The 26,120-nt window shown below is 61.8% G+C and carries 13 protein-coding genes; 4 read left to right on the top strand and 9 right to left on the bottom strand.

The window, feature by feature from the left end; genetic code table 11:
- The 8 genes from V6Z53_RS24375 to V6Z53_RS24340 form a co-directional block, all read right to left on the bottom strand.
- Positions 1-285: a pyrimidine/purine nucleoside phosphorylase gene (locus V6Z53_RS24375; protein WP_338582189.1), complete on the bottom strand. Its 285-nt coding sequence runs from the start codon at positions 283-285 to the stop codon at positions 1-3.
- Positions 286-354: 69 nt separating this feature from the next.
- Positions 355-897, bottom strand: a complete 543-nt coding sequence (locus V6Z53_RS24370; RefSeq protein WP_338582188.1) for an exonuclease domain-containing protein — start codon at positions 895-897, stop codon at positions 355-357.
- Between the two features lie 70 nt (positions 898-967).
- Positions 968-2,929, bottom strand: a complete 1,962-nt coding sequence (locus V6Z53_RS24365; protein ID WP_338582187.1) for an acetyl/propionyl/methylcrotonyl-CoA carboxylase subunit alpha — start codon at positions 2,927-2,929, stop codon at positions 968-970.
- A gap of 109 nt (positions 2,930-3,038) precedes the next feature.
- Positions 3,039-3,836: an enoyl-CoA hydratase-related protein gene (locus V6Z53_RS24360; protein ID WP_338582186.1), complete on the bottom strand. Its 798-nt coding sequence runs from the start codon at positions 3,834-3,836 to the stop codon at positions 3,039-3,041.
- The gene (gene atuD, locus V6Z53_RS24355) at positions 3,833-4,990 is read right to left on the bottom strand and encodes a citronellyl-CoA dehydrogenase (RefSeq protein ID WP_338582185.1); all 1,158 of its coding nucleotides are present in this window, start codon (positions 4,988-4,990) and stop codon (positions 3,833-3,835) included. The genes V6Z53_RS24360 and atuD overlap by 4 nt, the downstream gene beginning before the upstream one ends.
- A 25-nt stretch (positions 4,991-5,015) precedes the next feature.
- Positions 5,016-6,632, bottom strand: coding sequence for a geranyl-CoA carboxylase subunit beta (atuC, locus tag V6Z53_RS24350; RefSeq protein WP_338582184.1), 1,617 nt, complete (start codon positions 6,630-6,632; stop codon positions 5,016-5,018).
- A 3-nt stretch (positions 6,633-6,635) separates the two neighbouring features.
- Positions 6,636-7,505: an SDR family oxidoreductase gene (locus V6Z53_RS24345; protein WP_338582183.1), complete on the bottom strand. Its 870-nt coding sequence runs from the start codon at positions 7,503-7,505 to the stop codon at positions 6,636-6,638.
- Positions 7,506-7,517: 12 nt separating this feature from the next.
- Positions 7,518-9,320: an acyclic terpene utilization AtuA family protein gene (locus V6Z53_RS24340; protein WP_338582182.1), complete on the bottom strand. Its 1,803-nt coding sequence runs from the start codon at positions 9,318-9,320 to the stop codon at positions 7,518-7,520.
- 162 nt (positions 9,321-9,482) lie between these two features.
- Here V6Z53_RS24340 and V6Z53_RS24335 point away from each other — a divergent pair, with 162 nt between their 5' ends.
- The 3 genes from V6Z53_RS24335 (at position 9,483) to V6Z53_RS24325 (ending at position 12,099) form a co-directional block, all read left to right on the top strand.
- On the top strand, positions 9,483-10,106 hold the full coding sequence (locus V6Z53_RS24335; RefSeq protein ID WP_338582181.1) for a TetR/AcrR family transcriptional regulator: 624 nt from the start codon (positions 9,483-9,485) through the stop codon (positions 10,104-10,106).
- Between the two features lie 94 nt (positions 10,107-10,200).
- A complete protein-coding gene (locus tag V6Z53_RS24330; protein ID WP_338582180.1) occupies positions 10,201-11,010 on the top strand; it encodes a transporter substrate-binding domain-containing protein in 810 nt (269 codons plus the stop codon).
- A 75-nt stretch (positions 11,011-11,085) separates the two neighbouring features.
- Positions 11,086-12,099: a GNAT family N-acetyltransferase gene (locus V6Z53_RS24325; protein WP_338582179.1), complete on the top strand. Its 1,014-nt coding sequence runs from the start codon at positions 11,086-11,088 to the stop codon at positions 12,097-12,099.
- Between the two features lie 137 nt (positions 12,100-12,236).
- Here V6Z53_RS24325 and V6Z53_RS24320 read toward each other — a convergent pair whose 3' ends face one another.
- Positions 12,237-12,785 (bottom strand): RNA polymerase factor sigma-70, encoded by a 549-nt coding sequence (locus V6Z53_RS24320; RefSeq protein WP_150736074.1) that lies wholly within the window; start codon positions 12,783-12,785, stop codon positions 12,237-12,239.
- A 297-nt stretch (positions 12,786-13,082) separates the two neighbouring features.
- Here V6Z53_RS24320 and V6Z53_RS24315 point away from each other — a divergent pair, with 297 nt between their 5' ends.
- Complete coding sequence (locus V6Z53_RS24315; RefSeq protein WP_338582178.1) at positions 13,083-26,081, top strand: non-ribosomal peptide synthetase; 12,999 nt, start codon at positions 13,083-13,085, stop codon at positions 26,079-26,081.
- Positions 26,082-26,120: the final 39 nt, after the last annotated feature.

The following is a 26,120-nucleotide window of genomic DNA, read 5'->3' as shown; positions in this document are numbered from 1 at the left end:
TTAGCCGCGGTATTCGCACAGGTAAGCAGTCTCGACGGCCACTTTCAGCTGGAACTTGCTGTTGGCAGGCACGTTGAACTGGCTGCCGGCGGCGAAGGTTTCCCAGTCAGTGCTGTCCGGCAGTTTGACGGTCAGGGCGCCCGACACAACGTGCATGATTTCACGCTGGGCAGTGCCGAATTCGTATTCGCCCGGTGCCATGACGCCGATGGTCGCCGGACCTTCAGCGGTGCCAAAGGCGATCGACTTGACGGTGCCGTCGAAGTACTCGTTGACTTTAAACATGGGCGATTCCTCGAAAAGGGCTAAAAAGGGCCGGCCAGTATGCACAAGGCCTTTGTTGGCGTCACCTGTCTAAAGCGGCAGAACCAGCGGTAGCAGCCGTGCGGTATTGCGCGCATCTTCAAGCGCCCGGTGTTGCTGGCCGGTGAACTGCAAACCGGCCAGTTGCAGGGCGCCATTGAGCCCCAGCGGGCGTTCCAGTCGCCGGGCCTTGGCGAAGCGTTGTTTGAGATTCATGTGCTGAACCCGACTGAGGACGCTGTCGAGTTGCAGGCGCTGCCATTCCTGGAGCAACTGTTTGCGATCGTAATCGCCCCAACTGGCCCAGCCCTCAAGACGGCTGTGATGTTGGCCGAGCCAGCGCTCGAACGCTGGCCAGACTTCGCCAAGGGGCTGGGCGTTATCGATGTTGGCTTGGGTGATGTGCGTCAGCTCCCGGCAAAACGGGGTCAGCAACGGCCTGCGCAACGGCCGGACGAAGCGTTGGAAGTGGTCCACTTCGCGCCCTTTGCGGTCCACCAGGGTGGCGCCGATTTCGATGATTTCCATTTCCGTTATCGGCCAACCACCCTCATCGGTGGTGGCTTCCAGATCAATGACCAGCCAATGAGGCATCGCAGGTTTCCTGGTATCCGCGTCCTGATAGGTCTGAGCGTAGCCAAACCCGACGGATCCGCCTAGCGGCTTATTCAACCTCCAACAAAATCTGACGATTCTTTACCTGATCACCGACCTGCACCTGCAAGCGTTTGAGTACGCCGTCGATACCCGACTTGAGCGGATGCTCCATTTTCATGGCCTCCAGCACCACCAGCAACTGGCCTTTGCTGACCTGGCTGCCCTCACTGACCAGTACGTCGACAATCGCGCCATCCATCGGCGCCTTGAGGGTACCGCTGCTGACACTGGACTGAATGTTGACCAAAGCTTGGGTCCGGTCCTCCAGTCGCAGGCTGCCCGGTCGGGTAAACAGGCACAGCCGCCCGGCCTCCAATCGATAGGCATGGCGTTGGCGGATGCCGTCGATTTCCAGGATGGCCCTGCGCCCGTCGCACTCGATCACGCGCAGCTCCAGCTCGCGGCCGACGGCTTGAACCCGATAGGCCTCGCCCGGCACCGCGTTCAACGCCACCGACCACTCCTGATCTTCCAGACCGAGGCGATAACTCAACGGCACACTGGCGTTGTTGCGCCAGCCGGCCAGCGAGCTGCGGTGCGCCTTAGCCGAGGCGTGATAGAGCAGGGCGGCAGCAATAGCCAGTTCTTCAGCGCTGGGCACATGAAGGTGCAGACACGGATGATCGGCGAAATGCTGCGTGATGAATCCAGTGCTGAATTCGCCGCTGATGAATTGTGGATGTTGTAGCAGGCTGGCGAGCAGGTGCTGATTGCTTTGCACCCCCAGCAACACGCTGTCCTGCACCGCCCGCAGCAGCTTGCGCCGGGCCTCTTCGCGGGTGGCGCCGTGAGCGATGATCTTGCCGAGCATTGGGTCGTAGAAGGGGCTGACGTGCTGACCTTCGATCAAGCCGTGGTCGATGCGCACGCCATCTTTCAGCGCTGGCTCCCAGGCTGAGATGTGTCCGGTCTGCGGTAGAAAACCCTGTGCCGGATCTTCCGCATACACGCGCACTTCCATGGCGTGACCGGTGAGCTGCACCTGCTCCTGACGCAGCGGCAGCGGTTGCCCTTCGGCGATGTTCAGTTGCCAGGCCACCAGGTCCAGGCCGGTGATCAGTTCGGTGACCGGGTGCTCCACTTGCAAGCGGGTGTTCATCTCCAGAAAGTAAAACTTCCCGTGTGTATCCAGCAGGAATTCCACAGTGCCCGCACCCACATAATTCACCGCACGCCCGGCCTTGAGCGCCGCTTCGCCCATGGCCTGGCGCAACTCGGAAGTCATCACCGGGCAGGGCGCTTCTTCGATGACTTTTTGGTGGCGGCGCTGGATCGAGCAATCGCGTTCGCCGAGGTAGATCAGGTTGCCGTGCTGGTCGCCGAACAGTTGCACCTCGACATGCCGTGGATCGATCAATGCCTGTTCGAGGATCAGTTCATCGCTGCCAAAACCGTGCAGGGCTTCGGAGCGGGCCGTGCGGATTTGCTCAAGCAAATGGCTGGCGTCGTTTACCAGCCGCATGCCGCGCCCGCCACCGCCGGCGCTGGCCTTGATCATCAATGGATAGCCGATGCGCCCGGCTTCGCGGCTCAGGGTCGCGTCATCCTGTTCGGCGCCTTGATAGCCCTTGATGCACGGCACGCCCGCTTCGAGCATGGCAATTTTCGACAGGCGTTTGCTGCCCATCAGTTCGATGGCTTCCGGCCTGGGGCCGATGAAGGTAATGCCAGCCTGTTGGCAGGCGAGGGCGAAGCCGGCGTTTTCCGAGAGGAAACCGTAGCCCGGATGGATCGCATCCGCGCCGGTACGCCGGGCCGCATCGATGATCGCCGGGATATTCAGGTAAGACTGTTGCACCGGGGCCGCGCCGATACGCACGGCTTCGTCGGCCATCTGCACATGCAGCGCATCGGCATCGGCGTCGCTGAACACGGCGACGGTGCGATAGCCCAGCGCCTGGGCGGTGCGCTGGATGCGGCAGGCGATTTCACCGCGGTTGGCGATGAGGATTTTGTTGAGTCCGGGCATGGGCTGGCTCTCTTGTTTTTGCGGTGTCTGTTCGGGCCTCTTCGCGAGCAAGCCCGCTCCCACATTTGAAATGCATTCCACTGTGGGAGCGGGCTTGCTCGCGAAGCTTTTAAGAAGCCCACCCCGGTTTGCGTTTTTGCACGAAGGCCATGGTGCCCTCGACTCCCTCAGCCCCGGTCACCGCTTCACTGAACCACTCGGCGGCTTGATTCAGCAATTCATCGGACGGCTGTGCAGCACTGGCCAGCAACAATTTCTTGGTCGCCGCATTCGCCCCCGGCGCGCAACACAGCACATGGGCCAGCACTTCATCGAGACGCTCGGCCAATGCCTGCGGGTCATGTTCGACAAAATGCACCAGCCCCATGCGCCGCGCCTGAGTGCCATCGAAACGTGCCGCCGTGAGCGCCAGGCGTCGGGCCTGGGTCAGGCCGATGCGCTGCACCACGAACGGCGCAATTTGCGCCGGCAACAGGCCGAGGCTGGTTTCCGGCAAACCGAATTGCGCTGAATGATCGGCCATGGCGACATCGCTGACACAGGTCAGGCCAAAGCCACCGCCGAGCACTGCGCCTTGCAACACGGTGATCACCACTTGCGGCGCGTGTTGCACTTCTTGCAGCAAGGCACCGAAAACCCGATTCAAATCACGGTGCGCGCTCGAACCCTGAGCGCGGGCATTGGCCATGTCCTTGATGTCGCCACCGGCACAGAAATGTCCGCCGGCACCACCGATGACGATCGCACGAATGGCGCGGTCATCGTGCACCGCCGCCAGCACCGCGCGCAGTTCGGTGACCATTTGCAAGCTCATGGCATTGCGGCTTTCCGGCCGATTGAGGGTGATGTGCAACACGCCGTTGTGCGGCTCCAGCAACAAGGTCTGGCAAACCGGCAGGATGCTCATTTCTTTTTCCCCGGCAGGATGCCCATGAGTTTGCAGATGATCCCCAGCATGATTTCATCGGCGCCGCCGCCAATCGACACCAGCCGCACATCGCGGTAGGCGCGGGCCACCGGGTTGTCCCACATGAAGCCCATGCCGCCCCAGTATTGCAGGCAACTGTCGCTGACTTCGCGGCCCAAACGACCGGCCTTGAGTTTGGCCATGGACGCCAGGCGCGTGACGTCCTGGCCTTTGACGTATTGCTCGGTGGCCTGATAGACCAGCGCCCGCAGGCATTCGATTTCGGTTTGCAATTCAGCCAGGCGGAAGTGAATGACCTGGTTGTCGATCAACGCACTGCCAAACGTTTTGCGCTCCTTGCAGTACTCGATGGTGCTGTCGACGCAGTACTCCAGGCCCTTGATCATGTTCGCCGCGCCGAACAGGCGTTCTTCCTGGAACTGCAGCATCTGCATCATGAACCCCGCGCCTTCATGGCCGATGCGGTTGCGCTGCGGCACGCGCACGTTGTCGAAAAACACCTGGGCGGTTTCCGAACTGCGCATGCCGAGCTTGTCCAGGTGCGAGCTGAGGCTGATCCCCGGCGTATTCATCGGCACCATGATCAGCGACTTGTTGATGTGCGGCTTGTCGTCCGAGGTGTTGGCCAGCAGGCAGATGAAATCGGCGCTCGGCGAGTTGGTGATCCACATCTTGCTGCCGTTGATCACGTAGTCGTCGCCGTCCTTGCGCGCCGTGGTTTTCAACCCGGCCACATCGGACCCTGCACCCACTTCGGAGACGCCGATGCAACCGACCTGCTCGCCGCTGATGGCCGGGCGCAGGAACTCGTCGCGCAATTCATCGGAGCCGAAACGGGCGAGGGCCGGGGTGCACATGTCGGTCTGCACGCCGATGGACATCGGAATACCGCCGCAATGAATGGTGCCGAATTCTTCGGCGGCAACAATCGAATAGCTGTAGTCCAACCCCATGCCACCGAATTTTTCCGGTTTGGAAATGCCCAGCAGGCCGAGGTCGCCGGCCTTGCGGAAGATCTCGTGGATCGGAAAGCGCCCGGCCTTTTCCCATTCCTCGACGTGAGGGTTGATCTCGTGTTCGACGAATTGGCGGACGGTGCGGCGCAGTGCTTCGTGTTCCTGGGTGAAGATCATTTTTATTGTTCTCCTCTGATCGCCCTTAGAAGCGGGCTACACCAAAACTGTTGGCTTGCAGCGGCCGCACTTCGGCCTCGTGACAGATATCCAGCAAGTAACCGAGCAAGATCCGGGTATCGCGCGGGTCGATCAAGCCGTCGTCCCACAGGTTGGCGCTGCCGTAGAGCGCCGTGGACTGGCTGTCGAGTTTTTGCGCGGTGACTTGTTCCAGCATGTCGAGCATTTTCGGGTCAGGCGCCAGGCCGTCCTTGGCCTGTTTGGCCTGGGTGACAATGCGCAGCACTTTGCCCGCCTGCGCACCGCCCATCACGGCGGTGCGGCTGTTGGGCCAGGCGAAGATGAAACGCGGATCGAGGCCGCGGCCGCACATCGCGTAATTGCCGGCGCCATAGGAACCGCCGACGACGATGGTCAGTTTCGGCACACGGGCATTGGCCACCGCCTGGATCATCTTGGCGCCGTGCTTGATCACGCCCTGTTGCTCTGATTCGGTGCCGACCATGAAGCCGGTGGTGTTGTGGAAAAACAGCAACGGAGTCTGGCTCTGGTCGCACAGCTGAATGAACTGTGCAGCCTTGCTCGCGCCTTTGGGTGTGATCGGGCCGTTGTTGCCGATGAAGCCGCAGGCGCGACCCTGAATTTTCAATTGACCGCAAACGGTCTGCTGATCGAACTCGGCCTTGAACTCGAGGAAGTTCGAGCCGTCGGCAATGCGGGCGATAATTTCGCGCACGTCGTAGGGCTTTTTCGGGTCATCCGGGATCAACCCCAACAGTTCGTCGACGGGGTAGAGCGGTTCCTCCCAGTGGAGTTCGGGCAGCCATTGCAGTTGCTCGTTCCAGGGCAACATGCCGACGATTTCGCGCACCTGACGCACGCCATCGGCATCGTTTTCCGCCAGGTATTCGGCGGTGCCGGCGATTTGCGCGTGCATTTCGGCGCCACCCAGTTCTTCATCGGTGGCGACTTCACCGGTCGCCGCTTTCAACAGCGGCGGCCCGGCGAGAAACAGTTTGGCCTTGCCACGCACCACCACCACGTAGTCCGACAACCCCGGCTGATAAGCGCCGCCCGCCGTGGCTGAACCGTGAACCACGGTAATCTGCGGCAACCCCATGGCCGACATCCGCGCCTGGTTGGCAAAGCTGCGCGCGCCTTCGACGAAAATTTCTGCCGCGTAGTTGAGGTTGGCGCCGCCGCTTTCGGCGAGGGTGATCACCGGGAGTTTGTTTTCCATGGCGATCTGTTGCAGGCGCAGGGACTTTTTCAAACCGCTGGGGGAAATGGTCCCGCCCTTGATCGCGCTGTTGTTCGCCACCACCAGCACCCGCACACCGGAGACGTAACCGATGCCGGCGATCAAGCCACCGCCAGCCGAGCTGCCGTCCTTGTCGTCGTGCAATTTGTAGCCCGCCAGGCTGGCCAGTTCGAGAAACGGGGCGCCGGGGTCCAGCAGCAGATTGAGGCGCTCACGGGGCAGCATTTGTCCACGCTTGTCGAATTTTGGTTTGGCTTCGGCGGCCTTGTTCAGCAGGTTTTGTTCGAGCGTGCGGACTTGCTCGATGGCGCTCAGCATCGCCGCATGGTTCTGGGCGAACTGCTCGCTGTGGGGATCGAGTTGCGACTGAATCACCGGCATGGGTTATTCCTTATCCTTGAGGACATCAGGAATGTAGGCGCGGTGAAAGCCGTTATACGACTCACTGTTGGTAGCCTTGTGAATCGGCCAGGCACGACCGCCGAGGCTGGCGGCACCGTCGATGCGCAGGGTGCTGCCGCTGATGAAAGCCGCCGCCGGGCTGAGCAGGAAAACGATCGCCGCACTGACTTCCGATTCGGTGCCAATGCGTTTGAGCGGCACGTGTTCGCGCAAGGTCGGAATCACGGCCTTGAACGCACCTTCATAGGTGTCCATGCCACTGGACGCGATCCAGCCCGGCGCCACGGCGTTGACCCGCACCCCGGCGTGACCCCACTCGAATGCGGCGGTTTTGGTCAGGTTGTCCATGCCCGAGCGCGCCGCGCCTGAGTGGCCCATGCCGGGCATGCCGCCCCACATGTCGGCGAGCATATTGACGATGGCGCCGCCGTGTTTGCTCATCGACTGATTGAACACTTCCCGGGCCATGAGGAACCCGCCGACCAGGTTGGTGCGCATCACGGTTTCGAAACCTTTCTGATTGATCGAGGCCAGCGGCGACGGGTACTGCCCGCCGGCATTGTTGACCAGACCGTGAATCGGCCCGTGCTTGCTGATCAGTTGGCTGACCAGATGCGTCACCGCTTCTTCTTCGCGAATGTCGCAGGTGCTCCAGTCAGCCTTGCCACCGTCTTCGACAATCTCGGCGGTGACACTTTTCAGCTTGTCGGCCTTGCGCCCGACCAGAATCACATGGGCACCGAGGGCTGCCAGTTCGTGAGCGGTGCAGCGGCCGATGCCACTGCCGCCACCAGTGACGATGATGGTCTGGCCGGCAAACAGATCAGTTCTGAAAATCGAATCGTAGGCCATGGTGACTGTCCTCTATTTGACCTGGTCGGCGATGCGCTGCGGCACCGGAATCTGGATCTCCAGCAGTTGCTGGGCGAAGGCCTTGCCTTGCGGGTCGATGCGCAGGCTGGCGATGCCACCGCCACCCAGGGCGTTTTCCAGCAGGAAATTCAGGCTATGAGTGGCGGGTAAATACCAGCGCTCGACGCGACCGTGCACCGGGTCGAGGACATGGTTCATCCAGTCGACGATCACCTCCGGCGTCAACGCCTCGGCGATCCACGGCAGGTACTCGGGCTCGCGGGCCATGACACCGATGTTGCTGTGGTTGCCCTTGTCGCCCGAGCGCGCGACTGCGAGTTTGACCAGCGGCACACTGGCATCGGCCGGGCCGTCGGGTTTGGGTGGGTCGAATGGCGCAGGCAAATCGGCGGTGTCCAGCACGTCAATGGCGGGCAATTCGCATGGCTGGGTTTGCCCCATGAAATCAATTTCCAGCGAACAGGCGTTTTTGTCGATCAGGAACGAGAACAGTCTGATCAATGGATAAACAGTAGGGCGACCACCGACAATCCCGGTCAGCCCCGGCGCCATGCCGGTGGCGGCCTGGGCGATTTCCCGGGAGAACACTATCAGCGCCTGTTTGTTCGGGTGACGCACCGCGAGTTTGATCACCACCTCGCGGCTGTCGGAGCGCTGACCGTGGGGACCGTAAGTGGCCTCGCTGCCGAGCAGTTCGATGCTCACGTCACTGTAGGGCGCCCAGCCGCGCTGAGTGAATATTTCCGAGGTCTTGTTGATGATCGCGGCGCTGACTCGCCGCGCCTTGTCCACCGCATCGATGCCGGCGATCAGGCAACTGGCGGTGCAACGGAAGCCGTTAGGGTAAGTGGCGCTGACCTTGTACTGGTCGGTTGGCGGCAGGCCTTTCGCGCCGTGCACCTGCACTGCGTTCTTGCCCTGCTGATGCAGTTTGACCTGAGTGAAATCGCAGACCACATCCGGCAGCAGATACGCCCGCGGATCGCCGATTTCGTAGAGCATCTGCTCACCCACCGTCAGTGGCGTGACCAGTCCACCGGAGCCTTCGGGTTTGCTGACGACGAACTGGCTGTCGGCGCTGACTTCGACGATGGGGAAACCGATGTGTTCGTAATCGGGCACATCGCGCCAATCGGTGAAGTTGCCACCGGTGCACTGCGCGCCGCATTCGATGATGTGCCCGGCCAGCGCAGCCTGGGCCAGTTTGTCGTAGTCGTGCCACGACCAGTTGAACTCATGCACCAGCGCGGCGCTGACCACCGCGCTGTCGACCACGCGCCCGGTGATCACGATGTCCGCCCCCAGACGCAGGGCTTCGACGATGCCCGGTGCGCCGAGGTAGGCGTTGGTTGAGACGCACATCGGTGGCAGCGGCGCACCGCTGAACATTTCATGGATGCCACGCGTGCTCAGCTGCTTGAATTGCGGTTGCAGGTCGTCACCCAGCAGCACGGCGATCTTCAATGAAACGCCGGCCTTGTCGCAGGCCGCTTGCAGGGCGGCGGCGCAGGCCTGTGGATTGACCCCGCCGGCATTGCTGATGACGCGGATTTTCTGCTCAGCGAGCTGAGTGAGCAGCGGACTGAGGACTTCAATGAAATCGCTGGCGTAGCCGGCCTGGGGATCTTTCATCCGGGCACCGGCCATTATCGACAGGGTGATTTCGGCCAGATAATCGAAAACCAGATAGTCCAGACGCCCACCTTCCACCAACTGCGCGGCAGCCGTCGAGGTATCGCCCCAGAAGGCGCTGGCACAGCCAATGCGAATGGTTCTCGGCGTAGTCGATTCCATAACCACCTCCAACAGAGTGACTCGAGACTACCAAGCAAGCGCTTGGTTTGTAAACGACAGAAATATCTTCTGCCCGAGCGCTTGCTTGGTTGCATCCGTCAGCTTAAATTGCCCGCGCAACCCCGCTGTTTTAGCGGTGATCACGACTGTAGGAGAGAACGGGTGGATGAGCAAAAAGCCCTGAGGGTTATGCGCGAATTGGTCGACAGCGGCCAGTTGACCGATCCGGACAGTGCACGTGGCAAGTTACTGCAAGTGGCGGCTCACCTGTTTCGCAATAAAGGCTATGAGCGCACCACCGTGCGCGACCTGGCCGGCGCCGTGGGCATTCAGTCGGGAAGCATTTTTCATCACTTCAAAAGCAAGGACGAAATCCTGCGCGCCGTGATGGAAGAGACCATCCGCTACAACACCGCGTTGATGCGGGCAGCCATCGCCGAAGCCGGCAGCGTGCGCGAGCGGGTGTTGGCGCTGATCCGTTGCGAGTTGCAGTCGATCATGGGCGGCAGCGGCGAGGCCATGGCGGTGCTGGTCTACGAATGGCGTTCGCTGTCCGAGGATGGTCAGGAAAAAGTCCTGGCGCTGCGGGACATCTATGAAGACATCTGGCTCCAGGTGCTGGGTGAGGCCAAGAGTGCCGGTTTCATTCGCGGCGATGTGTTCATCACCCGACGGTTTTTGACCGGGGCGCTGTCCTGGACCACCACCTGGTTTCGCGCCGGTGGCAGCATGAGTCTCGATCAGTTGGCCGATGAGGCGTTGATCCTTGTGCTTGAGGAAAAATAATTAGTTTGTGTTGGTCGGCAGGAAACTGGCTAACTGGGCGAAACCGCCTAGCTTGAATGCATTGATGCAGTATTTTGGGGAGTGGCTTGTCTTGATGTCTTCGCCAATTCGGACGGCTTCGCGGCTTTTGCTGACAGCGCTCGTGGCGTTATGGGTGCTGCCGTCCCAGGCTGCACAACTGGTGCGGATCGGTGCCGCACATTTTCCACCTTATACCGTACGCCCTGAAAAAGGCGCTGATACGGGCTTGCTGCCGCAACTGGCGGAAGCGCTCAACGCCCTGCAAAGCGACTACCGATTCGTGTTGGTGCCTACCTCGATTCCTCGACGCTTCGGTGACTTCAAGCAAGGCCGGATCGACATGGCGATCTTCGAAAATCCCGCTTGGGGCTGGAAAGACATTCCCCACACCGATGTCGACATGGGGCTTGAAGATGCCGAGATTTTTGTCGCGCAACGCCAACCCGAGGGCCGGCCGATTCGCCAGCAGGATTATTTTTCCGATCTGACGGGCAAGCGCCTGGCGCTGTTCAGTGGTTACCACTATGAATTCGCCAACTTCAACGCCGAGCCCCAGTACCTGGCCAAAAACTACAGCGCCACGCTGACCTATTCCCATGACAGCAACCTGCTGATGGTGTTGCGCGGTCGTGCCGACATCGCGCTCGTCACTCGCTCCTACCTCAACGACTATTTTTTGCGCAACCTGAATGTCGGCAAAGAGTTCCTGGTGTCCGATCGCATCGATCAGGTTTATCACCATTACGCCATCCTGCGCCCGACCGCACCAATCACGGGCGAGGCGTTCGGCAAATTGCTGCAAGGGCTGCGGGACAACGGCCAGATGCTGAAGATTTTCGACCCGTACAAGATTGCGATCGTGCCGGTTCCGGGCACGCCTTGATCGACGCCGCCTAAATTTCCGGCGTCGGCTCACGTCACATCGTTGAACTGTCGACGATTAACGTGAGCCCGACCCATGTCCAATCTGAATGACCTGACTGCCCTGGCCTTGCCTTCCGGCAGTCGTCTTGTAGCCGATGAAACTGAAACCCGCCTGAGCCTCAGCCTTGACGCTCAACCGCTGATCGAACTGCGGCTGACCCGCACCCCCGAGCCACAACTGCAACTGCAAGAGCGCTTCGCTCGCCCGAACAGTCAGGCCTTGTGGGCTGCCTGCTATTGGTTGTTCGCCCGTCATCCGGTCTGCCAGCGCCTGGCCTGGCAACTCGATGAAGCCCCGACCGAGGCTCTGCTTAGCGGTTTGCTGATCCCCACGGAAACTGCCGGTCACTATCGCTGTGAGCGCACCCTGTTCTGGCAGTTGCCGCAGCCCTGGCTGGGGCAGTCGCTGACGCGCGGTTACCCGCAGCAAATGGTCATCAGTGGCGGCAAACGTCATCCGCTACGCCCGCTGAAGCCGCGTGGCGAAGTCTATCGGCGTTTTGATGCACGGCTCGGGATGTGGATTTCCCTGCGCACCGTGGACATCGACCTCGACCTGGCCCGTTTCAATCGTTGGCAGAACAGTGCGCGGGTCGCGAGTTTCTGGCAGGAGAAGGGCAGTCTCGAAAAACATCGAGAGTACCTGAGCAAACTCGAAGCCGACCCACACACCCTGACGCTGATCGGCTGTTTCGACGATCAGCCGTTCGCCTATTTCGAAGCCTATTGGGCCAAGGAAGACCGCATCGCACCGTTCTACGATGCCGGTGACTACGACCGTGGCATTCACATGCTGGTCGGCGAAGAAAACCACCGTGGCCCGCACAAGGTCGCGAGCTGGTTGTCGGCGCTGGTGCACTTCCTGTTCCTCGATGATCCGCGTACCCAGCGAGTGGTCGCCGAGCCTCGCGCCGACAACGCCAAGATGATCGGATACATGCAGGGGCAACGGTTTTACTGCGAGAAAGAGTTCGACTTCCCGCACAAGCGTGCCGCGTTGATGGCGCTGGGGCGTGAGCGGTTTTTTGATCGGTGTGGGTTGGTGTGATGGGTAGGGCTCAAGGTCTGTATTGATCTTGAGTCCTTCATCGCTAGCAGGCTAGCTCCCACAGGGGGCTTTTGTACGACACAGATCCAATGTGGGAGCTAGCCTGCTAGCGATTGGGGCGACACAAAATTCAGGTCTTAACGACGAGCAATGCTGTCCGCCCGAGTGCCCGACACTTTGCGGCAATGCACCAGCGCATCGCGAATCATGAAGTTCACCAGGGTCGGCGAGACGCCGAGTTCCTTGGCGATGTCCTTCTGCGGCACGCCGTGCAGGCGGTACATCTCGAAGGCGTAGCGGGTACGGCTTGGCAATTCGGTGAGCGCGTCGGCGATGTTTTCCAGGGTCGAAAAGTTGATGTGCGACGTTTCCGGTGAAGCCCCCTGAATCACCACGTTCAGACCTTCCTCTTCAGGCCCGGAATACTTCTGCTCCAGTGCCTGCTTGCGGTAGTGATCGATCGCCAGGTTGCGCACGATCTGGAACAGATAGCTGAGCTGAGCCTTGAACGAGGAAGTGATCTGCGGCGCCGATTGCAGCCGGAAAAACGCGTCCTGCACCACGTCTTCAGCACGTGATCGGCAGCCGGTGATGCGGGCTGCAATCTTGACCAGAATCAGTCGATTGTCGACGAATGCCTGAAGTAGCGGCGAATCGCACCTGCTTGTGGAGACTTGTTCCGTCATGGAAATCACCCTGCTGCCAAAAGGTTAGTGGGACGACAAGAAGACCGGGGCCGTCCTACACATCGAGCGACAAATTATGTTGAATGATAATGATTGTCAATTGAGAAAGAGAACTAATGCTCCGCGAAGGTGCAGAGTGCGAACTGCGACACAGTGACTCTCCCGCTTGCGGCACCCCAGCCCGCCTGGCGTTCAAGCCTGCCGACTAATTATTTGCAGATGCCATCCGTTCTCAAGGATGAATTGCACAGTGCAAAACCGATTCCATTTGCAAGCCGAATTCAGGCAGGAAACCTCATGACCGACGCGTTCGAACTCCCCAGCACACTGGTCCAAGCCCTTCAGCGCCGCGCGGCCCTGACGCCGGATCGGGTGGCCTTGCGTTTTCTCGCCGAAACCCAGGACCAGGCTGTGGTACTCAGTTATCGCGAACTGGATCAGCGCGCGCGGACGATTGCCGGTGCATTGCAGGCCGAGGCTGATTTTGGCGACCGCGCGGTGCTGTTGTTTCCCAGTGGCCCGGATTACGTCGCGGCGTTCTTTGGTTGCCTGTATGCCGGTGTGATTGCGGTGCCGGCCTATCCGCCGGAGTCGACCAAGCGTCATCACCAGGAGCGTTTGCTGTCGATCATCAGTGACGCCGAACCGCGTCTGTTGCTGACCAGCGCCGATCTGCGCGATGCCTTGCTGCAAATCGAAGGGGCGCCGCCGCTGCTGTGTGTCGACAACCTCGACAGCGCGATGGCCGAGCGTTGGGTCGCGGCGGATCTGCAAGACGATCACATCGCCTTCCTGCAATACACCTCCGGTTCCACGGCATTGCCCAAAGGCGTGCAAGTCAGCCACGGCAACCTGGTGGCGAATGAACTGCTGATCCGTCATGGTTTCGGCATCGACCTGAACCCTGACGACGTGATCGTCAGTTGGCTGCCGCTGTACCACGACATGGGCCTGATCGGCGGGCTGTTGCAACCGATTTTCAGCGGCGTGCCGTGCGTGTTGATGTCGCCGGCGTACTTCCTTGGCCGGCCGTTGCGTTGGCTCGAAGCGATCAGCGAATACGGCGGCACCATCAGCGGCGGGCCGGACTTTGCCTATCGTCTGTGCAGTGAGCGGGTCAGTGAATCAGCGCTGGCGCGCCTCGACCTGAGCGGCTGGCGCGTGGCGTACTCCGGCTCCGAGCCGATTCGTCTCGACACCCTCGAGCGTTTCGCCGAGAAGTTCGCCAGCTGCGGTTTCACTGAAGACAGTTTCATGGCCTCTTATGGTTTGGCCGAAGCCACACTGTTCGTCGCCGGTACACCGCGAGGTCAAGGCATCGGCAACCTGCGTGTGGACGATCAGGCCCTGACGCAAAATCGCGCCGAGCCGGGCGAGGGCAGCGCGATCATGAGTTGCGGCATCAGTCAGCCGGATCACGCCGTGCTGATTGTCGACCCGGCGACGCTCGCTGAAGTGGCCGACAACGCCGTCGGCGAAGTCTGGGCCGCAGGGCCGAGCATCGCCCACGGCTACTGGCGCAACCCCGAAGCGTCCGCCAAGACGTTTGTCCAGCACGCCGGTCGTACCTGGTTGCGCACCGGTGACCTGGGCTTCATGCGTGCTGGTGAACTGTTCATCACCGGTCGCCTGAAAGACATGCTGATCGTGCGCGGTCACAACCTTTATCCACAGGACATCGAGCAAACCGTCGAGCGCGAAGTGGAAGTGGTGCGCAAAGGGCGCGTCGCCGCGTTCGCCGTTACCGTCGACGGTCAGGAAGGCATCGGCATCGCGGCGGAAATCAGCCGCAGCGTGCAGAAAATCCTGCCGCCCGAAGCGTTGACCAAAACCATTCGCCAAGCCGTGGCCGAGGCGTATCAGGAAGCACCAAGCGTGGTGGTGCTGCTCAATCCGGGCGCACTGCCGAAGACCTCAAGCGGCAAACTGCAACGCTCGGCGTGCCGCAATCGCCTGGCGGACGGCAGCCTCGACAGCTACGCCGTGTTCCCGTCGGCCACGACCGAAAGCGTGGGCATTACCGAATCGGCTTCGGAGCTGCAAAGCCTGATCGGCCAGATCTGGTGTGAACAGTTACAGGTCAAGCAGATAGGCGCCGACGATCACTTCTTCCTGCTCGGCGGCAACTCCATTGCGGCGACGCAGGTGGTGGCACGTCTGCGCGAAGAACTGGGCCTGGAGCTGAACCTGCGCCTGTTGTTCGAAGCACCGACCCTCGGCGCATTCGCCGATGTTGTGGCCCGTCAGCAACAGGACGGTGGCTTGGCACAGGGCGAGATCACATCGCTGTCGCGTCATCAACCGATGCCGCAATCCCTGGCACAAAACCGTCTGTGGATAACCTGGCAACTTGACCCGCAAAGCAGCGCCTACAACATCCCCGGCGCCCTGCGCCTGCGTGGCGAGCTGGACGAAGACGCCTTGCGCGCCAGTTTCCAGCAATTGATCGAGCGTCATGAATCTTTGCGCACACGCTTCTTCGAGCGTGATGGCGTGGCGTTGCAACAGGTCGATGCGGCCAGTGAGTTCAACCTGCAACTGATCGACATCAGCGATCTGCCGGTCGCCGAGCGTGAGGCCCGCGCGCAACAAATCCGCGAGGACGAGGCGCGCACCCAGTTCGATCTGGAGAAGGGCCCGCTGTTCTGGGTGACGCTGGTGCGCCTCGACGACGAAGACCATCAGCTGCTGGTGACGATGCACCACATCATCGCCGACGGCTGGTCGCTGAACGTGCTGATCGACGAGTTTTCGCGGCTGTACGCGGCGGCTTCCCAAGGGCAGCAAGCGACGCTCGCGCCATTGTCGACTCAATACGCCGACTACGGCAGTTGGCAGCGTCAATGGCTGGCGCAAGGAGAGGGCGAGCGTCAACTGGCCTACTGGAAAGACCGGTTGGGCGATGAGCATCCGACCCTGAGCCTGGCCACTGACCATCCGCGCTCCGCTCAACAACTGCACAGCGCCGCCCGTCACACCGTGCGCTTGGGGGCGACCCTGAGCGAGGCGATTCGCCAGACCGCCCAGGCCCATGAATCGACTTCCTTCATGCTGCTGCTTGCGGCATTCCAGACTTTGCTGCACCGCTACAGCGGTCAGCGCGACATCCGCATCGGCGTGCCGAATGCCAACCGTCCGCGCCTGGAAACCCAAGGCCTGATCGGCTTCTTCATCAACACCCAGGTGCTGCGCGCGGAGCTGGATTCGCGGCTGCCGTTCGTTGAACTGCTGGGGCAAACCCGTCAGGCGGCGTTAGGTGCGCAAGCGCATCAGGACTTGCCGTTCGAACAACTGCTCGAAGCCTTCCCGCAGGCCCGTGAACAGGGCTTGTTCCAGGTCATGTTCAACCACCAGCAACGTGACCTCAGTGCGTTGAAACGCCTGCCGGGGTTGCTGGCCGAAGAGCTGCCGTGGCACAGCCGCGAAGCCAAGTTCGACTTGCAATTGCACAGCGAAGAAGATCGCAACGGTCGCCTGAGCCTGTCCTTCGACTACGCCAGCGAGTTGTTCGATACGGCGACCATCGAACGCTTGTCCGAGCATTTCAGTAACCTGTTGCGCGCCATTTGTGCACAACCGCAATCCGCCATCGGCGACCTGCAACTGCTGACCGGCGCTGAGCACGATCAGCAAGCCGACTGGTCCGTCGCACCTTGTATGCCAGCCAGCCAATGGCTGCCCGAACTGCTCAACGAACAGGCACGCCAGACCCCGGAGCGCACCGCGCTGCTGTGGGACGGCGGCCAAATGGACTTCGCTGAACTACACACCCAGGCCAATCGCCTGGCCCATTACCTGCGCGACAAAGGCGTCGGTCCGGATGTCTGCGTGGCCATCGCCTGCGAGCGCTCGCCGCAACTGCTGATCGGTCTGCTGGCGATCATCAAGGCCGGCGGCGCCTACGTGCCACTCGATCCGGATTACCCGGCCGAACGTCTGGCCTACATGCTCAATGACAGCGGCGTCGATTTGCTGCTGACGCAAACCCAGTTGCTGGAACGCTTGCCGGCGACTGACGGCGTCTGCGTGATCGCCATGGACGCCTTGCACCTGGAAAACTGGCCGAGCCATGCGCCGGGCCTGCACCTGCACGACGACAATCTCGCCTATGTGATTTACACCTCTGGCTCTACCGGGCAACCGAAGGGTGTCGGCAACACCCACGCGGCACTCGCCGAGCGCCTGCAATGGATGCAGAACACCTATCGCCTGAACGGCACTGATGTGCTGATGCAAAAGGCGCCGATCAGTTTCGACGTGTCGGTGTGGGAATGCTTCTGGCCGCTGATCACCGGCGCGCGACTGCTGATTGCCGGCCCCGGCGAACACCGTGATCCGCACCGCATTGCGCAACTGGTCCAGCAATTCGGCGTGACCACGTTGCACTTCGTGCCGCCACTGCTTGCGTTGTTCATCGACGAACCGCTGACGGCTGAATGCACCAGCCTGCGCCGCGTGTTCTCCGGTGGCGAAGCCTTGCCCGCCGAACTGCGCAACCGCGTGCTGGAGCAACTGCCGGCGGTGCAACTGCACAACCGCTACGGCCCGACCGAAACCGCGATCAACGTCACCCATTGGCACTGCAGCCGCGCCGATGGCGAGCGCTCGCCGATTGGCCGGCCATTGGGCAATGTGATTTGCCGTGTACTCGACAGCGATCTCAATCCCGTTCCGGCCGGTGTGCCGGGTGAGTTGTGCATCAGCGGCATCGGCCTGGCGCGCGGTTATCTGGGGCGCCCGGGCCTGACCGCCGAGCGCTTTGTCGTCGATCCATTGGGCGAGCGGGGCGCGCGTCTGTACCGTACCGGTGACCGTGCACGCTGGAGCGCCGATGGCGTGATCGAATACCTCGGTCGCCTCGATCAGCAGGTCAAGCTGCGTGGCTTCCGCGTCGAGCCGGAAGAAATCGAAGCGCGCCTGCTGGCCCAGGAAGGCGTCGCCCAAGCCGTGGTGTTGGTGCGCGAAACCTCGGCAGGCGGACAACTCATCGCTTACTACACCACGACCGATTCCGCCGAATCCATCGACGCGCAAACCGCACGACTGAAAAACGCATTGGCGGCGGAATTGCCGGAGTACATGGTCCCGGCACAACTGATGCGCCTGGACGAAATGCCCCTAAGCCCGAGCGGCAAACTCGACCGCCGCGCCTTGCCCGAACCGCAGTGGCAAGTTCGTGAACACGTCGAGCCCGTGACCGAACTGGAGCAACAGATTGCCGGCATCTGGCGCGAAGTGCTGGGCCTTGCGCAGGTCGGCCTGCGCGACGACTTCTTCGGCCTCGGCGGTCATTCGCTGCTGGCCACGCAGATTATTTCCCGTACTCGTCAGGCTTGCGACGTCGAGTTGCCGTTGCGTGCGCTGTTCGAGAACAGTGAACTGGGCGCGTTTGCCGAACAGGTGCGCCTGATCCAGGCCAGCGGCAGTACCAACAAACAGCCGCCAATCGACAAAGTCGACCGCAGCCAAGCGGTGCCGCTGTCTCATTCCCAGCAGCGTATGTGGTTCCTCTGGCAGATGGAGCCGGACAGCCCGGCCTACAACGTCGGCGGCATGGCGCGGCTGCGCGGGGTGCTGGATGTCGGGCGTTTCGAAGCGGCGCTGCAAGCGTTGATCCTGCGCCACGAAACCCTGCGCACCACGTTCCCGAGCGTCGACGGCGTAGCGCGTCAGCAGGTGCATGCCGAGACGGGCGTGCGCATGGACTGGAAAGATTTCACCGCGCTGGATGCCGATGGTCGCGAATGGCAGGTCCAGCAACTGGCCGACGACGAAGCGCACAAACCGTTCGATCTGGAAACCGGGCCGCTGCTGCGCGCCTGCCTGGTCAAGACTGCCGAGCAGGAACATTACTTCGTGCTGACCTTGCACCACATCGTCACCGAAGGCTGGGCGATGGACATTTTCGCCCGCGAGTTGAGTGCGCTGTACGAAGCGTTCGTCGATGACCGCGAATCCCCGTTGCAACCGCTGCCGGTGCAGTACCTCGATTACAGTGTCTGGCAGCGTCAGTGGCTGGAGTCTGGCGAACGTCAGCGCCAGCTCGACTACTGGACCGCGCAACTTGGCCGCGAACACCCGCTGCTGGAATTGCCCGCCGACCGTCCGCGTCCGCCGGTGCAAAGCCATCAAGGCGAACTGTTCCGTTTCGACCTGAGCGACGATCTTGCGGCACGGGTCCGCGTCTTCAACGCGCAAAACGGTCTGACCCTGTTCATGACCATGACCGCCGCCCTGGCCACGTTGTTGTATCGCTACAGCGGCCAGACCGACCTGCGCATCGGCGCGCCGGTGGCCAACCGCATCCGTCCGGAAAGCGAAGGGCTGATCGGTGCGTTCCTCAATACTCAAGTGTTGCGCTGCCAGCTCGACGGGCAGATGTCCGTGGGCGAGTTGTTCGAGCAGGTTCGTCATACGGTGATCGAAGGCCAGTCCCATCAGGACCTGCCGTTCGATCATCTGGTGGAAGCCTTGCAGCCACCGCGCAGCGCCGCTTACAACCCGTTGTTCCAGGTGATGTGCAACGTGCAGCGCTGGGAATTCCAGCAGAGCCGAACCCTGGCCGGCATGACGGTCGAGTACCTGGCCAACGATGCTCGCGCGACCAAGTTCGACCTCAACCTGGAAGTCACCGACCTCGATCATCGCCTGGGTTGCTGCCTGACTTACAGCACCGATCTGTTTGACGAGCCGCGCATTGCGCGCATGGCCGCGCATTGGCGCAACACGCTGGAAGCGTTGATTGCCGATCCGCAACAGCGCCTCAGTGAACTGCCGTTGCTGGACGCGGGCGAACAGCAGCAACTGCTCGAAAGCCTTGGCGTGGAGCCGGGTGAACATCGCCTCGACCAGTGCATCCATCACCTGTTCAGCGAACAGGCACTGGCGCGTGCCGATGCGCCGGCGCTGACGTATGCCGGGCAAACCCTGAGCTATGCCGAACTCGACAGCCGCGCCAATCGCCTCGCGTGGATGCTGCGCGAGCGCGGTGTCGGGCCGCAGGTGCGCGTGGGCCTGGCGCTTGAGCGTTCGCTGGAAATGGTCGTCGGCCTGCTGGCGATCCTTAAGGCCGGTGGCGCCTACGTGCCGCTCGACCCGGAATACCCGCTCGATCGCCTGCACTACATGATCGAAGATAGCGGCGTCGGCTTGCTGCTCAGTGACGCGGCGATGTTCAAGGCTCTCGGCGAATTGCCGTCGACGGTTGGCCGCTGGTGCGTGGAAGAAGACGCGGCCGCGCTCGCCAATTACCCGGCCACCGAGCTGCCATTTATCAGTCTGCCGCAACATCAGGCGTACCTGATCTACACCTCGGGTTCCACCGGCAAGCCGAAAGGCGTGGTGGTTTCCCACGGCGAAATCGCCATGCACTGCCGCGCTGTGATCGAGCGCTTTGGCATGCGCCCGGACGATTGCGAACTGCACTTCTATTCGATCAACTTCGACGCCGCTACCGAGCGTCTGTTGGTGCCGTTGTTGAGCGGCGCGCAAGTGGTTTTGCGGGCGCAGGGCCAATGGGATGCCGAAGAAATCTGCGGGCTGATCCGCACCCATCACATCAACGTCCTCGGTTTCACTCCAAGCTACGGCAGCCAGTTGGCGCAATGGCTGGCGACCCGCAATGAAATTCTGCCGGTGCGCATGATCATCACCGGCGGCGAAGCGCTGACTGGCGAACACTTGTCGCGCATTCGTGCAGCGTTCAAACCGAGCGCGTTCTTCAACGCCTACGGCCCGACGGAAACCGTGGTCATGCCGCTGGCCAGTCTCGCGCCTGAGGTGTTGGACGAAGGCCTGGGCAGCGTGCCGATCGGCAACGTGATCGGCGACCGCGTGGCGTACATTCTCGACGCCGATCTGGCGTTGGTGCCGCAAGGCGCGACCGGTGAGTTGTACGTCGGTGGCGCGGGTCTGGCGCAGGGTTATCACCAGCGTCCAGGCATGACCGCCGAACGCTTTGTGGCGGATCCGTTCGCCGACAATGGCGGGCGTATTTATCGCACTGGCGACCTGGTGCGGCAGCGCGCCGATGGTCTGGTGGAATACCTGGGGCGGATTGACCATCAAGTGAAGATTCGCGGTTTCCGCATCGAACTCGGTGAAATCGAAACCCGTCTGCTGGAACACGAGTCGGTGCGTGAAGCCGTGGTGTTGGCGCTCGATGCACCGAGCGGCAAGCAACTGGTTGGCTATCTGGTCACCGAAGTCGCGGAGTTTGGCGAAGCGCAACAGGCTGAACTGCGCGAAGCACTCAAGGCGCATCTCAAGTCGCAGCTGCCGGATTACATGGTGCCCACGCACCTGATTCTGCTCGCCAGCATGCCGCTGACCGCCAACGGCAAACTCGACCGTCGCGCACTGCCGGCGCCGGACCTTGAGCTGAATCGTCAGCAGTACGTGGCGCCGAGCAACGAGCTCGAAGTCACCCTGGCACAGATCTGGTGCGAAGTGCTGAACGTCGAACAGGTCGGCCTCAACGACAACTTCTTCGAACTGGGCGGCGACTCGATCCTGTCGATCCAGGTGGTCAGCCGTGCGCGGCAGCAGGGCATTCACTTCAGTCCACGCGACCTGTTCCAGCACCAGACCGTGCAGACCCTCGCCGCCGTGGCGACCCGCACCGAGCAGGTCACCGCCGAGCAAGGCTTGATCAGCGGTGAGTCGCGCCTGACGCCGATCCAGCACTGGTTCTTCGACACCGACATTCCACAGCGACAACACTGGAACCAGGCGCTGTTGCTGCAACCGACTTCGCCTCTGGAACCCCATCGCCTGGAGCAAGCCTTGCTTGCGGTGATTGAGCAGCACGACGCCTTGCGTTTGCGTTTCAGCAACGTGGCGGGCCAATGGCATGCCGAACATCAGACGATTTCCGATGCGCCGGTGTTGTGGCAAGTACATGTTACGTCGATGGACAAATGCGCGGCCCTGTTCGCCGACGCCCAGCGCAGCCTCGACCTCGAAGAGGGGCCGCTGATGCGCGTGCTGCTGGTCGATGGTCCCGAGGCCCAGCAACGGCTGTTCATCGCGATTCACCACTTGGTGGTCGATGGCGTTTCCTGGCGCGTGCTGCTGGACGATCTGCAAACCGTGTATCGCCAACTCGACGCGCAGCAGTCGGTGAAACTGCCGGCGAAAACCAGTGCCTTCAAAGACTGGGCGGCACGCTTGCAAGCGTATGCCGGCAGCGAATCCCTGCGTGAAGAGCTGAACTGGTGGCAGACGCAATTGGCCGGGCCGAGTGCCGAGCTGCCGTATGATCGTCCCGAAGGTGGTCGGCAGAATCGTCATGCACAAACCGTCAGCGTGCGCCTCGACAGCGAGCGTACCCGGCAATTGCTGCAACAGGCGCCGAGCGCCTACCGCACGCAGGTCAACGATCTGCTGCTGACCGCGTTGGCCCGCGTGCTGTGCCGCTGGAGCGGTCACGCTTCGGCGTTGATTCAACTGGAAGGCCATGGGCGCGAAACGCTGTTCGACGAGATCGACCTGACCCGCACCGTCGGCTGGTTCACCAGCGCTTACCCGCTGCGCCTGACCCCGTCGAACGTTGAAGAAGCGGCCGGGCAGGGAGCGTCGATCAAGGCGATCAAGGAACAACTGCGCGCCGTGCCGCATAAAGGTTTGGGTTATGGCGTGCTGCGATATCTCGCCGATGACTTGAGTCGCCAGAGCATGGCCGCGTTGCCGGTGGCGCCGATCACTTTCAACTACCTGGGGCAGTTCGACCAGAGCTTTGGTGCCGATGCGTTGTTCCATCCGCTGGATGAAGCCATCGGCGCGGCCCACGATTTGAATGCGCCGTTGCCCAACGAGTTGAGCGTCGACAGTCAGGTCTATGGCGGTGAACTGGTCCTGCGCTGGACCTTCAGCGCCCAACGCCACGATCCGCAGACCATAACGGACCTTGCGGACGCCTACCTCGGCGAGCTGCAAAGCCTGATCGAACATTGTCTGCGCGACGATGCCGGTGGCCTGACGCCGTCGGACTTCCCGCTGGCCAGGCTCAACCAGACGCAACTGGATGCGCTGCCAATTCCGGCTGCCGCGATCGAAGACGTCTACCCGCTGACGCCGATGCAGGAAGGCATGCTGCTGCACACCTTGCTGGAACCGGGCACCGGTCTGTATTACATGCAGGATCGCTACCGCATCAACAGCGAACTCGATCCGCAGCGTTTCGCCCAGGCCTGGCAAGCGGTGATCGCCCGCCACGAAGCCTTGCGTGCATCGTTCTGCTGGAACGTCGGCGAAGACATGCTGCAAGTTATCCACAAGCCGGGCAGCACGCCGATCGAGTACCTCGACTGGAGCGATATCGCCGAAGCCGAGCAGGAACCTAAGCTGCAAACCTTGCTCAAGACCGAGCGCGAGGCCGGGTTCGATCTGCTCAACCAGGCACCGTTTCACCTGCGATTGATCCGCGTGGGTGCGGCGCGCTACTGGTTCATGATGAGCAACCACCACATCCTCATCGATGCCTGGTGCCGTTCGCTGCTGATGAACGATTTCTTCGAAATCTACAGCGCCCTCGGCGAAGGCCGTGACGCGCAACTGGCCGTGCCGCCGCGTTATCGCGACTACATCGGCTGGCTGCAACGCCAGAGCCTGGCCGAAGCGCGGCAGTGGTGGAAAACCAACCTGCAAGGCTTCGAACGGACCACGCCGATCCCGAGCGACCGGCCGTTCCTGCGTGAGCACGCCGGCGACAGCGGCGGCATGATCGTCGGCGACCGCTACACCCGACTTGACGCCCGTGACGGTGCACAACTGCGTGAACTGGCGCAGGCCCATCAGCTGACTATCAACACCTTCGCCCAAGCGGCGTGGGCCTTGGTGCTGCGCCGCTTGAGCGGTGATCGTGACGTGTTGTTCGGCGTCACGGTGGCGGGGCGCCCGGTGGAAATGCCGGAGATGCAACGCACCGTCGGCCTGTTCATCAACAGCATCGCACTGCGGGTGAAAATGCCTGAGGACGATCAGCGTTGCAGCGTGCGCCAGTGGCTCAGCGGCTTGCTCGACAACAACATGCAACTGCGCGAGTACGAATACCTGCCGCTGGTGAACATCCAGGAGCAGAGCGAATTGCCGAAGGGCCAGCCGCTGTTCGACAGCCTGTTCGTGTTCGAAAACGCCCCGGTGGAAACCTCGGTGCTGGACCGTGCGCAGAGTCTCAACGCAACCTCCGATTCGGGCCGCACCCACACCAACTTCCCGCTGACGGCGGTGTGCTATCCGGGCGATGACCTGGGCTTGCACCTGTCGTACGACCAGCGTTACTTCGACGAAAACACCGTCGAGCGCATGCTCGGTGAGTTCAAACGACTACTGCTGGCGTTGGTCGAAGGGTTCCACGGTGACATGGCTGACCTGCCGTTGCTCGGCGCCGAGGAACAGGACTTCCTGATCCACGGTTGCAACCAGAGCGCACACGAATATCCGCTTGAGCAGAGCTATGTGGCCTTGTTTGAAGCGCAGGTCGCTGCGCATCCGCAGCGGATCGCTGCCAGTTGTCTCGATCAGCAGCACAGCTTTTCCGAGCTGAATCAGCGCAGTAACCGACTCGGTCACGCCTTGGTCGCTGCCGGGGTCGGGCGCGATCAGCCGGTGGCGTTGCTGGCTGAACGCAACCTCGATTTGCTCGGCATGATCATCGGCAGCTTCAAGGCCGGGGCAGGTTATCTGCCGCTGGATCCGGGCCTGCCGACTCAGCGCCTGAGCCGGATTATCGACCTGAGCCGTACGCCGTTGCTGGTCTGCACCGAGGCGTGTCATGAACAAGCCGTCGCGTTGCTGGAAGAGTTCGGTTGCGTCAATCGGCCTAAGCTGTTGGTCTGGGAAGACGTGCAGGCGAGCGATGTTTCGGTGGCCAATCCGGGTATCTACAGCGGCCCGGATAACCTCGCCTACGTGATCTACACCTCCGGCTCCACCGGTTTGCCGAAGGGCGTGATGGTCGAACAGCGCGGCATGCTCAACAACCAATTGAGCAAGGTGCCGTACCTGAACCTGAGCGAGTCCGACGTGATCGCGCAGACCGCTTCGCAAAGCTTCGACATCTCGGTCTGGCAGTTCCTCGCCGCACCGCTGTTCGGCGCGCGGGTCGACATCGTGCCGAACACCGTCGCTCACGATCCGCAAGGTTTGCTGGCACATGTTTCGGTTCAGGGCATCACCGTGCTGGAAAGCGTGCCGTCGCTGATCCAGGGCATGCTCGCCCAGGAGCGCATGAGCCTCGATGGTTTGCGCTGGATGCTGCCGACCGGTGAGGCGATGCCGCCGGAACTGGCGCATCAATGGCTGCTGCGTTATCCGGACATCGGCTTGGTGAATGCCTACGGTCCGGCGGAATGCTCGGATGACGTGGCGTTCTTCCGCGTCGACTTGGCCTCGACTCGCGGCAGCTACTTGCCGATCGGTACGCCGACCGACAACAACCGTTTGTACCTGCTCGACGGCGCACTGGAACTGGTGCCGCTGGGCGCAGTGGGCGAGTTGTGCGTCGCCGGCACCGGGGTCGGGCGCGGTTACGTCAGCGATCCGTTGCGCACCGCCCAGGTGTTTGTGCCGAACCCGTTTGGCGCGCCGGGCGATCGCCTGTATCGCACCGGCGACCTGGCCCGCCGTCGCAGTGACGGCGTGCTGGAGTACGTCGGGCGTATCGACCATCAAGTGAAGATTCGCGGCTACCGCATCGAACTGGGGGAAATCGAAGCACGCCTGCATGAACAACCGGAAGTCCGCGACGCGGCGGTCGGCGTGCAGGAAGGTGCGAACGGTAAACACTTGGTCGGCTATCTGGTGGCTGCGGATTCAGCGCTCAATCCAGCCGAACGCCTGGAACGCATCAAACAACGCCTGCGCGCCGAACTACCGGAGTACATGGTGCCGCTGCATTGGTTGTGGCTGGACAAGATGCCGCTCAACGCCAACGGCAAACTGGACCGCAAGTCCCTGCCGGCGCTGGAGATCGGCCAGTTGCAGAGCCAGGACTACGAAGCGCCGCGCAATGAGCTGGAGCAAATCCTGGCCGCGATCTGGGCCGAGGTGCTGAAGGTGGAGAAGGTCGGTGTGCGCGACAACTTCTTCGAACTGGGCGGGCATTCGCTGCTGGCCACGCAGATCGCTTCGCGGGTACAGAAAACCCTGCAACGGGATGTGCCGCTACGGGCGATGTTCGAATGCAGCACGGTGGAAGAACTGGCCGGGTACATCGATGGGTTGGCGGCCAGCGAGATCACCGAGGAGAAGGTGGATCGGTTGAATGATTTGATGGCGGAGCTGGAGGGGCTTTGATGCTCTAGCGTCCGAGCTGGCCTCATCTCCAGCAGGCTG

Origin of the sequence: Pseudomonas sp. MAG733B (genome assembly GCF_036884845.1) — a bacterium.
GTDB lineage: Bacteria > Pseudomonadota > Gammaproteobacteria > Pseudomonadales > Pseudomonadaceae > Aquipseudomonas.
Note: the sequence above shows the minus strand (reverse complement) of the source record. Positions and strands in the feature narration are given on the sequence as shown.

Excerpts from the sequence above, each read along its gene's own strand:
- atuC (WP_338582184.1), bottom strand. The coding sequence starts at position 6,632 with ATGCCGGTGATTCAGTCGCAACTCGATCCCCACAGCGAGCAGTTCGCC.
- V6Z53_RS24340 (WP_338582182.1), bottom strand. The coding sequence starts at position 9,320 with ATGGAATCGACTACGCCGAGAACCATTCGCATTGGCTGTGCCAGCGCC.
- V6Z53_RS24360 (WP_338582186.1), bottom strand. The coding sequence starts at position 3,836 with ATGAGCATCCTGCCGGTTTGCCAGACCTTGTTGCTGGAGCCGCACAAC.
- V6Z53_RS24370 (WP_338582188.1), bottom strand. The coding sequence starts at position 897 with ATGCCTCATTGGCTGGTCATTGATCTGGAAGCCACCACCGATGAGGGT.
- atuD (WP_338582185.1), bottom strand. The coding sequence starts at position 4,990 with ATGATCTTCACCCAGGAACACGAAGCACTGCGCCGCACCGTCCGCCAA.
- V6Z53_RS24320 (WP_150736074.1), bottom strand. The coding sequence starts at position 12,785 with ATGACGGAACAAGTCTCCACAAGCAGGTGCGATTCGCCGCTACTTCAG.
- V6Z53_RS24325 (WP_338582179.1), top strand. The coding sequence starts at position 11,086 with ATGTCCAATCTGAATGACCTGACTGCCCTGGCCTTGCCTTCCGGCAGT.
- V6Z53_RS24345 (WP_338582183.1), bottom strand. The coding sequence starts at position 7,505 with ATGGCCTACGATTCGATTTTCAGAACTGATCTGTTTGCCGGCCAGACC.
- V6Z53_RS24315 (WP_338582178.1), top strand. The coding sequence starts at position 13,083 with ATGACCGACGCGTTCGAACTCCCCAGCACACTGGTCCAAGCCCTTCAG.
- V6Z53_RS24365 (WP_338582187.1), bottom strand. The coding sequence starts at position 2,929 with ATGCCCGGACTCAACAAAATCCTCATCGCCAACCGCGGTGAAATCGCC.
- V6Z53_RS24375 (WP_338582189.1), bottom strand. The coding sequence starts at position 285 with ATGTTTAAAGTCAACGAGTACTTCGACGGCACCGTCAAGTCGATCGCC.
- V6Z53_RS24330 (WP_338582180.1), top strand. The coding sequence starts at position 10,201 with ATGTCTTCGCCAATTCGGACGGCTTCGCGGCTTTTGCTGACAGCGCTC.